Annotated in this window: 12 protein-coding genes and 1 riboswitch; of the genes, 4 read left to right on the top strand and 8 right to left on the bottom strand. The window is 58.3% G+C overall.

Going from position 1 to position 13,103, the window contains the following annotated elements:
- Window positions 1–2: 2 nt before the first annotated feature.
- The 7 genes from QWU44_RS00735 to QWU44_RS00705 form a co-directional block, all read right to left on the bottom strand.
- On the bottom strand, window positions 3–638 hold the full coding sequence (locus QWU44_RS00735) for a C40 family peptidase (protein ID WP_370913806.1): 636 nt from the start codon (window positions 636–638) through the stop codon (window positions 3–5).
- A 12-nt stretch (window positions 639–650) separates the two neighbouring features.
- Window positions 651–823: riboswitch (cyclic di-AMP (ydaO/yuaA leader) on the bottom strand.
- A gap of 949 nt (window positions 824–1,772) precedes the next feature.
- Window positions 1,773–3,404, bottom strand: a complete 1,632-nt coding sequence (locus QWU44_RS00730; RefSeq protein ID WP_370913805.1) for a cytochrome bc complex cytochrome b subunit — start codon at window positions 3,402–3,404, stop codon at window positions 1,773–1,775.
- On the bottom strand, window positions 3,401–4,606 hold the full coding sequence (locus QWU44_RS00725; RefSeq protein WP_370913804.1) for a ubiquinol-cytochrome c reductase iron-sulfur subunit: 1,206 nt from the start codon (window positions 4,604–4,606) through the stop codon (window positions 3,401–3,403). Before QWU44_RS00725 ends, QWU44_RS00730 begins: the two co-directional genes overlap by 4 nt.
- On the bottom strand, window positions 4,603–5,493 hold the full coding sequence (locus QWU44_RS00720; RefSeq protein WP_370913803.1) for a cytochrome c: 891 nt from the start codon (window positions 5,491–5,493) through the stop codon (window positions 4,603–4,605). Before QWU44_RS00720 ends, QWU44_RS00725 begins: the two co-directional genes overlap by 4 nt.
- Window positions 5,494–5,585: 92 nt before the next feature.
- Window positions 5,586–6,200 carry a heme-copper oxidase subunit III gene (locus tag QWU44_RS00715; RefSeq protein ID WP_370913802.1) on the bottom strand — a complete coding sequence of 205 codons (615 nt, stop codon included), beginning with the start codon at window positions 6,198–6,200 and terminating at the stop codon, window positions 5,586–5,588.
- Window positions 6,201–6,956: 756 nt separating this feature from the next.
- Complete coding sequence (locus QWU44_RS00710; protein WP_370913801.1) at window positions 6,957–7,388, bottom strand: cytochrome c oxidase subunit 4; 432 nt, start codon at window positions 7,386–7,388, stop codon at window positions 6,957–6,959.
- Window positions 7,389–7,404: 16 nt separating this feature from the next.
- Entirely contained in the window at window positions 7,405–8,541 is a 1,137-nt protein-coding gene (locus QWU44_RS00705; protein ID WP_370913800.1) for a cytochrome c oxidase subunit II, read from the bottom strand.
- A 508-nt stretch (window positions 8,542–9,049) separates the two neighbouring features.
- Here QWU44_RS00705 and asnB point away from each other — a divergent pair.
- Window positions 9,050–10,972 (top strand): asparagine synthase (glutamine-hydrolyzing), encoded by a 1,923-nt coding sequence (asnB, locus tag QWU44_RS00700; RefSeq protein ID WP_370913799.1) that lies wholly within the window; start codon window positions 9,050–9,052, stop codon window positions 10,970–10,972.
- Between the two features lie 189 nt (window positions 10,973–11,161).
- On the opposite strand, the gene QWU44_RS00695 is transcribed toward asnB, so the two are convergent.
- Window positions 11,162–11,506: a HesB/IscA family protein gene (locus QWU44_RS00695; RefSeq protein WP_370913798.1), complete on the bottom strand. Its 345-nt coding sequence runs from the start codon at window positions 11,504–11,506 to the stop codon at window positions 11,162–11,164.
- Window positions 11,507–11,527: 21 nt separating this feature from the next.
- Between QWU44_RS00695 and QWU44_RS00690 the strand changes: the two genes are divergently transcribed.
- Genes QWU44_RS00690 through QWU44_RS00680 form a run of 3 tightly spaced genes read left to right on the top strand, consistent with a single transcriptional unit; the run spans window position 11,528 to window position 13,010 of the window.
- Window positions 11,528–11,653 (top strand): hypothetical protein, encoded by a 126-nt coding sequence (locus QWU44_RS00690; RefSeq protein ID WP_370913797.1) that lies wholly within the window; start codon window positions 11,528–11,530, stop codon window positions 11,651–11,653.
- A complete protein-coding gene (locus QWU44_RS00685; protein WP_370913795.1) occupies window positions 11,631–12,464 on the top strand; it encodes a DUF3043 domain-containing protein in 834 nt (277 codons plus the stop codon). The genes QWU44_RS00690 and QWU44_RS00685 overlap by 23 nt, the downstream gene beginning before the upstream one ends.
- 18 nt (window positions 12,465–12,482) lie before the next feature.
- The gene (locus QWU44_RS00680; RefSeq protein ID WP_370913794.1) at window positions 12,483–13,010 is read left to right on the top strand and encodes a bifunctional adenosylcobinamide kinase/adenosylcobinamide-phosphate guanylyltransferase; all 528 of its coding nucleotides are present in this window, start codon (window positions 12,483–12,485) and stop codon (window positions 13,008–13,010) included.
- Window positions 13,011–13,103: the final 93 nt, after the last annotated feature.

Raw genomic sequence — 13,103 nt, 5'->3', positions numbered from 1 at the left:
AATCAGTAACGAACCGCTGAATGGAACGGCATGTAGTCGAGTGAGGTCTCGGAGAGCGGGGTGCCCGACTGAATCGCATGGATGACAGTTCCATGTCCCGAGTAAATTCCCACATGGGACGCGCCTGAGTAGAAGGCTATGATGTCTCCGGCCTGAAGATTATTGAAGGAAACGGGCGTTCCACCTGCAGCCTGTGCATAAGACGTACGGGGAATGTGCTTGCCCACCTGGGCATAAGCCCAGGAGGTCAGACCCGAGCAATCGAACGCATTCGGACCCGTGGCACCCCACACGTAGGGGGATCCGATCTTTGAGCGGGCGGCATCGACAACACGCTGCCCATCAGCAGCCGGCGCAGCAACGAACTGCTGCTCGAGCGGAGCCGCCGCGATAGCGGAGTAATTGGCCTGGGCTGCCTGTCCAGCGAGTGAAGGAACCCACTCGGAAATGCCCGGCACCGATGCGATGTTCGGAATATTCTCCAGACCCGCAACCTCAAAGGAGAGGTCAGTATTGGGAATGTAAACCTCCGCGGCCTGTGCCGGGGAGGTCAGAGCGGCGGTAGCTCCGAAAGTTGCAGCGGATGCGATTGCTGCCCGCTGGACCGTCTTGTTACTACGGCGGCTGTGCTTACCCACGAATGAATCTCCAAATCTTCCAGTGTGTTACCTGCCGGGTTAGCTGTCGGGCTCGGAAGCGGAAGGCTCCTACCCCACTCCACGGCCATCGTGCGACGGTGGTCGTTCTCGTGTGGGATTCACCCCAGAGTTACTTTGGGTGTCGGGTCCCCGGCTCGCGGTATCGATTCAGGCAGACTCTCTGCCGTCTGTCGAAGGTGCGAAAAGGTGTGTATTTCGGTTTTCATTGGCGGTGCTTCCGGGACTATCCCCGTCGCCTGCCGCAATGTCTCAATCAGATTACGAAACGGATAACAACATGTCCACTCAAACCGTCAATCCAAGGACGTTATCGCTCCGTTATCGTTTCTCAACCGGACCTCAACCAAACCATCAGCCCCGTCCCCCCTGGCAAGCTCCCCAACTGCACAGTCTAGCAAAAAAGGCACTGACCAGCAGTTTACCGCAAATTCCAAATAGCCTCGAGAAACATGTCCCCTCGCCAACCAAACACAGTATCTAGTAGCAGATAAATATTTGTGGTACTCGTCACATATTCCGAATCGAGGTCCGAATACAGCGAATCCGATGAACACGACCACCGGCCTCCACTATCCGGAGGCACCCAAACCCTGCCCCCCCGCTAGGTTCCTAGCAGGATAATGCGCCCTGCAGACTCCGACTTCACGTCCACCCAGCAGGTTCCGGTTTCCACCGCCCAGACATTGCGCCGATACAACGTCATCAGTACAACTACACCCCGGGGAGGCCCCCTTTGTATCACCGCGCCCCAAAACTGATCACTATCCCAAGCAGAATCGACGAGAACCCACTCGGGCATCTGGGAAGACAATGCCGAGCACCTACCGTTTACCTGTCATCAGCAGCAGTCGAAAATCGAATTTGTGAAGTATCGGCCCCACTTCGGTTCGCCTCACGCCACGAGCTGTCCTCGAATCCGCTTACCTCGGAAACACCGTTGGATAGCCCGCAGCAGTGTCACGCACCCGCAGATGCCCGCACAAGGGGAACAGAGGAACACTAACGCCACTGACTTTGGAAGTACCGGAAAACGGGAAACCCCGGATATCCCTGCCACTTTGAATGTGGCCGGAGATCCGGGGTTTCACCGATTTCGAAGAACCGGAAATGATTCTAGTTGTCGAACCCGCGGGCACGATCCTCAGCACGAACCGATTCCTGCAGCCTCCGCAGCATCTCGGTCTCTTCGTGATGATTCGATTCCTCAATCTCACGTGCCTTCGCCGCGATATCTTCGGGGTCAGCCTTGAAGAAACCTCCGCGTCCGGGGTGCCCGGCGTAACCGAGTTCGTTCATTTGCTTCGGTACCTTCGCACCAGCATATTCGAGCGGAATCGGGTGACCGTGCTCATCCACCGGTCCGAGCGGCTGGTGGACCTCGACGAATGCACCGTTCGGCATCTGATTAATGATGCCTGTCTCAATACCGTGCTCCAGGACCTCTCGGTCAGAACGCTGGAGCCCGATGCACAGACGGTACGTCATGAAATAAGCCAGAGGCGGAAGTACAACCAACCCGATACGACCAATCCAGGTCATGGCGTTCAAGGAGATATCGAAGTGCAGGGCAAATAGGTCATTGCCACCGGACAAGGTCAGTAGGAAGTAAAAAACCATCGCCATGACACCAATCGAGGTACGCACCGGCACGTCCCGCGGACGCTGGAGCAGATTGTGATGAGCATCGTCGCCCGTGATCTTCTTCTCTATAAACGGGTAGGCGAACAGCAGGCCGACCAGGATACCGAGCATCACAGCGACCCAGAACACCGCCGGAATCGTGTGGTTACCGAAATACAGCTCCCACGCAGGCATGACACGGGCAGCACCGTCAGTCCACAGCATGTAGATGTCCGGCTGGGAACCGGCCGAAACCTGCGACGGATTGTACGGACCGAGGTTCCAGATAGCGTTGATCTGGGTTATACCTGCGAGCAGCGCAAGAAGACCAAAGGTGATCAAACCGAATGCCACGGACTTCACAGCGAACACCGGAAGAATACGAACGCCAACGACGTTGTTCTCCGCACGTCCAGGCCCTGGGAACTGGGTGTGCTTCTGGAACCACACGAGCGCCAGGTGCGCAGCGATGAGTGCGAGAAGAATACCCGGTATCAGCAGTACGTGAGCGATGTAGAAGCGATCAAGCATCAGGTCAGAGGGGAAATCGCCCCCGAAGATCAACCAGTGCATCCAGGTGCCGACAACCGGGAGTGAGATGACGATGGCGGACATGATTCGTAGACCGACACCGGAAAGCAGGTCGTCGGGAAGTGAGTAGCCGAAGAAGCCCTCAGCCACGGAGAGCAGCAGCAGGATACAACCAATGATCCAGTTTGCCTCACGCGGACGCCGGAAGGCGCCGGTGAAGAAGATACGCATCATGTGGACCATGATCGAGACGGCGAACATCAGAGCCGCCCAGTGGTGTAACTGGCGGATGAACAGGCCACCGCGAACCTCGAAGGAGATGTTCAGGGCAGTCTCATAGGCGCGCGACATCTCCACGCCTCGCAGGGGAGCATAGGTCCCGTCATAAATGACCTTGGTAATCGACGGATCAAAGAAGAGGGTGAGGTAGATCCCGGACATCAACAGAATCACGAAACTGTAAAGCGCGATCTCACCGAGGAGGAACGACCAGTGGGTCGGAAAGACCTTATTGATCTGGGTGCGCATGACACCGGAGATGGTGAGCCGTGAATCGAGGTTGTCGGCTACTTGGGCAAGTTTCTTGTTACTCATGAGCGACGCTCCCAGAAGGCCGGACCAACCGGCTCGATGAAGTTGCCAGCCGCGACGAGGTAACCCTCATCATCGACGGTGATCGGAAGCTGCGGAAGTGCGCGGGCAGCGGGACCGAACACCGGCTTGCAGAACTGCAGCACGTCGAACTGCGACTGGTGACACGGACAGAGAATACGATTGGTCTGCTGTTCGTACAGCGAGGTCGGGCAACCGATGTGGGTACAGATCTTCGAGTACGCGTAGTAGTCACCATAGTGGAAGGCCTCTTGGCCCACACGCTGAACGGCACGGGCTGCGTCAGCACTACGAAGGCGAATCAGCATGACCGGGTTACGGGGCCCGTGAATCGAGTGCATCTGCTCCGTGTAGACGTCAGCCTTGGGATCGTAGGCGTCACCGTCGTTCACGTAGCTCACCGGCAGTGGGTAAACCGTCTCCATGCCGCCGGCCTCCATGTCCTCGGGACGCATACGGGTCAACCGTGTGATCCCCTGGGTTGTCATATGACCGTCATGTTCGACAGCGATGGCACCGGTGTCCCGGCCCAGATAGAGTTTTTCACCGTGGTCGAACAACGTCCACCCGGACGTCCATAACGTACCGTCACCCTGGATACCGAGAGGGCCCTTCTTCCAGGGATTCTTGACCATTCCACCTAATGGGACAAACATCGCGAGACCAGCGAGCACCGCGCTGCCTCCCATGATTCCCATGAGCACCTTACGGCGGCCGAGAGTCGAGGTCTCCCAGGAGTCATTCAACAGTGCGACAATGGTCTTTCGGTCGACCTCATCGGAGGGACCGTCGTGACGACGCTGGACCGCCACCTCTTCAGGGATGAACTTCTTGACGAACTCGACCGCTCCGATACCCAGGGAAAGCACCGACAGACCGAGCGTCAGTCCGAGAAGCGGCGTGTAAAGGGAGTAGGCCCACAGCCCATCCTGGCCGAGATACTTGTACTCCCAAGGCCAGAAGATGTAGATCGCGATACAGGCCATGGCCATGACACCACCGAGACCGAACCAGAATCCGACGGTCCTAACCGCACGCTTTTCAGCGGGATCATTATCCAGCGGGAAACGCTCTTTACGGTAGGCGACCGTGACCTCATCGAGCTCGGTACCCAGACGGGCGAGCTCCTCATTAGTCATCGCGTTGAGTTCCTGCGTCGTGTACTTCTTTTCGGTGTTGCTCATGAGCGCGATCCAATCCACAGAGCGGCGGCGACGAGAACCACGATGCCGAACAGCCACATCAGGAGGCCTTCAGCGACTGGTCCGACACCACCGAGACCGTAACCACCCTGGTCGGGGGTTTCCTTGACGGACTTCAGGAAGGCGATAATGTCCTTCTTCTCATCCGGAGAGAGCTGGCGATCGGAGAACTTCGGCATATTCTGGGGCCCGGTGAGCATGGCCTGGTAAATCTCCTGCTCATTAGCCGGTGCCAGTGGCGGTGCGAACTTACCCGAGGACAAGGCTCCACCCTTACCCGTGAAGTTGTGACATGACGCGCAGTTGAGTCGGAAAAGATCCGAACCACGGGCAACGTCGGCCGGGTCGATTTTGCCGTTGTAGTTCTTGCCCCGGAGGCTGTCGAGTGCGACGGTTCCGTCCTCATTACGGACGATACCGGGACCGCCGCCGTTGGCGTTGACATAAGCGGCCAGCGCGAGAGTCTGCTCTTCGTTGTACCGAGCGGGCTTCCGCTCCGCCTGAGCGTTGTTCGACATCATCGGCATCCGGCCACTATGAACCTGGAAGTAGACGGCACCTTCACCGACGCCTATCAGTGAAGGACCACGGTCCTTCACACCCTGGAGGTTCGCCCCGTGGCAAGTGATGCAGGCGGTGTCATAGAGATCCTTGCCCTCCTGGATCATGGACTGTTCATCCTTGGCCGCGGTAGCGGTCTGAACATCAGGTGTCAGAGCGCCAGCCAGGAGGCCGGCGCCAGTCAGTCCGACCGTCAGCGCGACGGCACCAGCTACGGTGCGCCGAACCTTGCGGCGGTTCTTGACCTTTTTGGCCGAGGCCGCTGCTGATGCGGCGGTCCCGGTGGTCTGTGGGTTGGTTTCCATCATTTTCCTTATTACGTGTGCTCGGAAAGTGAAGGGCTGTAGGCCTGTGCGCGGATACCCGGGGGTGAGTCCGTGATCGCGTCGGCGGCTACGGCCTACTTAATGAAGTAAATAGTGATGAACAGTGCGATCCAGACGACGTCGACGAAGTGCCAGTAGTACGACACGACCATCGCTGCGGTTGCCTGGGCCGGCGTGAACTTCGACTTGCTGACCCGGATCAGGACGACCACGAAAGCGAGGACACCCGCGAGAACGTGGGCCGCATGGAATCCGGTGGTGATGTAGAAAACCGAACCGTAGACACTGCCCTGAATCGTCAGTCCCTCATGCACCGCGTGCGTGTACTCGTACATCTGACCCCCGAGGAAGGTCAGACCCATCAGAGTAGAGATTGTGTACCAGATCCGCAGGCTGAAGACGTCCCCCCTTTCCGCAGCGAAGACGCCCCACTGCGCGGTGAACGAAGAGGCCACCAGAATGGTGGTGAACACCAACGCATACGGGACGTTGAGAAAGCTGGTCCCATGGTCCCAGCTCTCCCCCTGGCCGTTGGCGCGAGACACGAAGTACATCGCGAACAGACCAGCGAAGAACATCAATTCCTGCGACAGGAACACAATGGTGCCGACACTGACCATGTTGGGTCGGTTCAGTGCCGCAACACGTTGCGTTGCTGCCATTCCTGGGTTTCCTACTGCGCTCGTCACGTCAACCAGTATGGTCGGTTTTCAGGTTTAAGTCATCTCACGCCCCCCACGACAATCAGTCGATTATCAAAAGGTGCAGGTTCTTCCAGGCGTTCCTTAAATTATCCGGAAATTTTCCTGGACCGTGGAACTTTCCGCCTCTTCCATCCGACGCACGATTTTCGCAGGTAGCAGGGCCACACCCCCTCACCCCCTCCCCCACATTGCGTCATCCGCGGTAAATCCTAAACACCCCCCAGAGGACCATCGGGGACGGAACGGAAAAACAGATGTTACCCATCTCACATTTTAGACCGACTGGAATTGCGCCCTCTACAACTTTAGTTTGACCCCCGCTCACCAGGGTTTTTAATGCAGCCAGCGCGTTACGGATCGCCTAGCCCCACCGGAAAGTTCAGGAGAGGGAAATTCACCGCAGGCATTCTTCTTCGCGGAGGCACATTCCGACTCCTCCGCGCCATGTCCCCCCACCACCCTCTCTGCCCACACATAAATAAAGGTGGAGAAGCGGAACACGACATAATCACGTCAAATCGCCAACTTCTGAGACGAGATGACTCCACGAGGAGGATCGTACAGGTATTCGACAACGAAACGAGAGCCTGTACCATTTCCACCGACATGTTCAACAGCACAACATCACGGATCACCAACGACATAGCAAAACCACAGTACCCCGCCCGTAAAATAAGGGCGGGGTACTGTGGGGCGTCCTCCGGAAGGCTGGAGGACCGCTAATTTCGACCGATACGCCGGTCAGTGCTTCTCGGGTGGAACGCCGTACTGCAGATTGAGCATCGTGGCAAAGATGATGAGTAGCACAGCCCCGATACCGACCAGCCAATATGCCATGAACACGACGCCGTATCCAAGAAGCGCAATAGCACAGGTCATCGCGAAAGGCCAGATGGACGAGGGACTAAAGAACCCGAGCATCCCGGATCCATCCTCAACCTCAGCTTCCTCCCAGTCCTGGGGAAGGATGTCCATACGACGTTCGGTGAAATGAAAGTAACCGCCGAGCATCAGTGCAAGTGCCGCAGACAGTGCGAGACCGGTCGCGCCGACCCACTCCAGGCCCTGAATATTCGCGGAATCATTGAGGTGCATGGTGGATACGATGTAGATCACGGTCATGACCACCATGAAAACAGTGATCCCGTAGAAAATCTTGGAGGCATTCCTCATTGTTGGTCAGCTCCCTTTACTGTGCGGTCTTGTTGAGGTCGACGGTGTTGCTGCCGGGGCTGACGGAACGTGTGTCGGTACGTCCTGGAAGGAACGGGCTGGTGCTCGTCGCGTAAGGAGCCTCGCCGATCGCCTTCAGCGCCTCGGAGTTCGGGGCATCCGGATTCTCCATCCGGTATCTAAGATACTCGGTGAACCGCTCCGGAGAGACAACCCGGATCTCCAGGTTCATCATCGCATGATAGGTACCGCACATCTCGGCACACCGTCCGACAAATGCGCCTTCCTCCTCGATCTTTGCAACCTGGAAACGGCGCTCGGAGAGGTTCGCTTCCGGGTGCGGGAACGCATCACGCTTGAACAGGAACTCCGGGATCCAGAAGGAGTGAACAACATCCGCAGAAGCGAGATCGAATTCAATGGCGGTTTGCGAAGGAAGCACCAGAACGGGAACCTCCTCCGTAGTTCCCACGGTCTCGATCTTGTCGAAATGGAGGTAGCTCAAATCGGACGAAGGCTTGCCATGAATCGGACCGGCTTCCTTCGGATGATGTGCCTCACCCTCCGCGCCGCGGGTCGTCTCGAAGCCCTCATGCTGCTGCGCGGCCGCCTGGCGTGCCTGATCAGTTCCGTCATACAGGTTTCCTGTCGGGGACAGCTCAGCAGCGACCTCCCCGTAACCAAACTTCCAGTTCCACTGGAAAGCAGTCACATCAACCTTGACCTTGGGATCCTTGTCCAGCGCGGTCACCTTGTCCTGGGTCTGGACAGTGAAGAAGAAGATGGTCAGAACGATGAGAATGGGCATGACGGTGAGAACCAGCTCGACCGGAACGTTGTAACCGACCTGCTTCGGAAACTCACCCTTCCCCTGTTTCTCAGCACGCTTCGCCGAAAACATAAAGAGGGAATAGAGCATGAGCCCCCACATCACTGCTCCGATGATCCAGGCCGCGACCCAGATCCAGACCCAGAAGTTACCCATGGCCGTGGCCTCAGGCGTAATTCCCTCCGGCCATCCAAAACGGAGAAGATGGCCGATCGTTCCGCCTGGCGCCTCGACATCACAGCCGGTCAGTGCAAGACTGCCCGCACCGATGGTGCCCACGAGCATCGCCCTGCGCCTGAAACCACGCTTGTTTCGCTGTTCCACGTGTGTCTGCCTTCCTGTCCACACTAAAAATATAAGGACGTCAACGCCCTTCCTAACTTCGCAGACTATCGCATCCGGGCCGGGAAACCACGCCGTCTGCTGTCGCTGCACCGACGTGACCGTTTCACGCCTTATAGAACGGTGAGGATTTTACTGCATGCGCCATGGTCAGACCCAACATCAACCCCTCTCCCTGTTAGGTAACTCACACAATCTCATCCTTGTGGATACCCTCAAATGGGCGAATGACCCCACTCGTCATCTAGCGTGTCAGCTCACGCACCGGAGTATCGAACCCCTTTCCCCCTGACCCAAACCAAGAGGAATACCCCCCATTCCACCCCCAGACTACGGTCAGAGAGAATATTCCCCCTCCGTATCGCCACCTGATCAGCGGTGCTCGAACCGTAGCTGTTCCACAGCCAAGTACAGTATCTCCAATGGGTCCGGCCACGGCACGGACAGGCTCAAAATCACCCGGCATCAACAGGAAGAAGGACAACCGGCAATGTGCGGTCTACTAGGAATGCTCACGTCCGGCGGAGACGCTGCATCATACGTGACTGCTGTTGAGCAGGCATTGCCCTGCATGCGGCACCGCGGCCCGGATGAGGACGGGACCTGGCACGATGAATCAGCCGTTTTCGGTTTCAATCGGCTATCAATCATCGACATCGCACATTCACACCAACCGATCTCGTGGGGCCCGGAGGGTGAACCCGGCCGCTACACCATGACTTTCAACGGTGAGATCTACAACTATCTCGAGCTCCGGCGTGAACTCGAGGAGAGCGGCTATGCGTTCACCACTTCCGGTGACGGTGAGCCAATTCTGGTCGGTTTCCACCACTGGGGGGCGGATGTCGTGAACCACCTTCGGGGGATGTTCGCCATCGCCATCTGGGACACCAAGGATCACGAGCTCTTCCTCGCCCGTGACCCCTTTGGTATCAAACCGCTGTTCTACGCGACAACCGACCACGGCACCGTGTTCGCAAGCGAGAAGAAGTGCATCCTCGAGATGGGCCCGGCCATCGGACTCGATCACACCCTGGATAACCGCGCCATCGAGCACTACGTCGATCTTCAGTATGTACCGGAACCTGAGACCCTGCATGCCGGGGTCCGCCGCCTCGAATCCGGATGCACGGCCACTGTCGTTCCCGGCGGCGGGGTCATCCAGAGCCGTTACTTCCGACCGCAGTTCCCGGCACGCCCTGTCCCCAAGGGGCGCGAACAGGATCTCTTCGACCGTATCGCCGCAGCGCTGGAGGATTCCGTCGCAAAACACATGCGAGCGGATGTAACCGTCGGATCCTTCCTCTCCGGTGGAATCGACTCCACTGCCATCGCGACCCTCGCCAAACGGCACAACCCGAATCTCCTCACCTTCACGACGGGCTTTGAACGTGAGGGCTACTCCGAAGTCGATGTCGCCGCAGAATCTGCGGAGGCGATCGGTGCAGAGCACATCGTCAAGGTTGTCTCACCGGAAGAATACGTCGACGCGGTACCGAAGATTATGTGGTACCTGGATGATCCGGTTGCTGACCCATCGCTCGTCCCTCTCTACTTCGTCGCCGCCGAAGCCAGAAAACACGTCAAGGTGGTGCTCTCGGGCGAGGGGGCGGACGAGCTGTTCGGCGGATACACCATCTACAAGGAACCGCTGTCGCTCGCCCCCTTCAACCGGGTACCCGACCCGCTGAAGAAAGCCCTCGCGATGTTCTCCCGGTCGCTTCCGGACGGAATGAAGGGGAAGTCACTCCTCGAGCGCGGAACTATGCCCATGGAACAGCGCTACTACGGCAATGCGCGTTCGTTTAACTGGGAGCAACTACAGCGAGTGCTCCCCGACGCCCGCCGCGACTGGGACCACACGGATGTCACGGCCCCCATCTACGCGCAGTCCACACACATGGACCCAGTAGCGCGGATGCAGCACCTCGACCTCTTCACCTGGATGCGCGGAGACATCCTGGTCAAAGCGGACAAAATCACGATGGCCAACTCACTGGAGCTTCGTGTCCCGTTCCTCGACCGTGAGGTGTTCGCCGTCGCCGAGACGATCCCGTATGACCTGAAGATCGCGGAGGGAACAACGAAATACGCCCTGCGCAAAGCACTCGAACAGATCGTCCCACCGCATGTCCTGCATCGTCGTAAACTAGGGTTCCCGGTTCCCATGCGGCACTGGCTCGCCGGCGACGAACTCCACGACTGGGCATTGGATACCATCAATGCATCCGGGACGGAACACATCTTCAACATCCCGGCCGTCCGCGAGATGCTCACCGAACACCGTAAAGGAGTCTCCGACCACTCCCGCCGTCTGTGGACGGTTCTGGCGTTCATGATCTGGCACGGGATTTTCGTCGAGCACCGGATCCACCCGAACATCGAACAGCGGGAGTACCCGGTCGAGATCTGACGCTCACGCGCCGAACTGGGTCTGGGACCACCGGCTGTGGGAACCGAATCGGGTACGGTACGGACATCGTTTTCCCGCACTTTTCAACAGTCCACCATCTGGAACACAAAGAAAGATGACCGTTCCCGGGGCCGGGAACGGTCATCTTTCTTCCTACGTACCGACCAGAGCGGTGTTGAACAACCTGAATTAGTTGAAGGAGTCCCCGCAGGCGCACGAACCGGAGGCGTTCGGGTTGTCGATGGTGAAGCCCTGGGACTCGATCGTATCCGCGAAGTCGATCCGCGCCCCATTGAGGTAGGGAACGCTCATCTTATCCACGACGAGGCGGACACCACCGATCATATCGACCTTGTCTCCATCGAGATCACGGTCATCGAAATAAAGCTGGTAGCGCAACCCAGCACAGCCACCAGGCTGTACGGCGATACGCAGGGACAGATCATCGCGACCCTCCTGATCGAGCAGTGCCTTGGCTTTGGCAGCCGCAGCTTCAGTGAGGATCACACCGGTACTTGTCTCGGGTGCGGTCATGTCGGTGTCTCTCCTTGATAGATGGCACCCGTGAAGGGTGACGTCGAGCTTGTGTGCACCACCGTACTACTGCGCCGGGGGACGATGCACCTGGCGGGTGCCATCTCCCGCACACCAGCGAAGTATGAGCGGGGACCGACATCGTGACCTCGTGATCGAGACGTCACCCGGAACGCTGATCACGGTGCTGCCCCTCCCGGTACCCCGAGCCGCTGAGACCCGCTGTAATCTTGACTGTGTGAAACTACCCTGGCAGAAATCCTCGAGCACCGGTGCCTCCGACGGCACAACGCAGTCCGGACCCACCGGGGCCGGTTCCACTGACGAACATGACGCTCCTTCGCGCTCACTCCCCAAGGGGTACACCCCACCCAAGGGACGTCCAACTCCCAAACGTAAGGAGGTTGAGCGCGAGAGAGGCATCATCCGGGACCCAGTCGACAATCCACAGACTCTCCGGCAGATGCGGGAACGCAAGAAGGCGTTGAAGGCGTCAATGACCAAGCAGGAATACAAGGCGTACAAGAAACGCGAACGCGACGAACGCGCAGCCCGCAGACGTGAAGTACAGAAACACATCGACGCAGGCGATGACCGATACCTCCAGGACAGGGACAAAGGCGATGAACGGCGTTTCGTTCGCGATTGGGTCGACAGTCAACGATTCTTCAATTCGTTGGTGATGCCGGTCGCCCTTGTTCTGCTCGTCATCATGTTCACCTCGCAGTACTACCCGGTCGTCGCCAACGCGTTGACGTTGATCGCCATGGCGGTGATCCTGATGTTCTTCATCGAGGGGGTCGTGATCGCCCGCAGGGTGAACCGTGCCACCCGGGAGCGTTTCCCCGGCAGTACCGCCCCCGGGGTATCCCTTGGTTTCTACGCTTACTCCCGTGCGACGCAGCCACGGAAACTGCGCACCCCGAAACCGCGTGTCACTGTCGGAGCCGAGGTATAAGAACGGGGTCCGGGTACGATGCGCACGCTTGTCCTCGGAGGTGCCCGTTCCGGTAAGTCATCGTATGCCGAGATTCTGGTTCCCCCCGACGCTCCTGATGTCACCTATGTGGCTACAGCTCGGCCCTGGCCCGGTGATCACGATTTTTCCGCGCGAATCCGTGAGCACGCCGCGCGTCGTCCGTCGTACTGGCGCACCGTCGACACCGTTGACGCGGTCGATGTACTGATGAATCCGCCTCCAGGCTGGATCATCATCGATGACCTCGGCACCTGGTTGACGTCCACCGTCGATACCGCAGCCGCGTGGGAGGAACCCCGGGGTACCGTCGCTCCACGTTGTCGGGAACTGGTGTCCGCGGTGGCGCGGTTACCGGTCGGTTTCGATCTCATCCTCGTGTCACCTGAAGTTGGAATGAGTGTCATCCCCGAACAGCGTTCGGCTCGACTGTTCCGAGATGAAATCGGCAGGCTGAACTCTGAGCTCGCGGAGGTCTGCGATCGGGTCATACTGGTTGTTGCCGGTCTGCCGCTAGTCTTGAAGTAACTCAACAGCCAATTTCAGCGTCACCGGGAACCAACAGATGGCATCCGGGAAAAGACACCAGCGTGAATGGCCTCCGTGTCAGCGGTACGGCAT

The organism is Corynebacterium sp. CCM 9203, assembly GCF_041357675.1.
GTDB lineage: Bacteria > Actinomycetota > Actinomycetes > Mycobacteriales > Mycobacteriaceae > Corynebacterium.
Note: the sequence above shows the minus strand (reverse complement) of the source record. Positions and strands in the feature narration are given on the sequence as shown.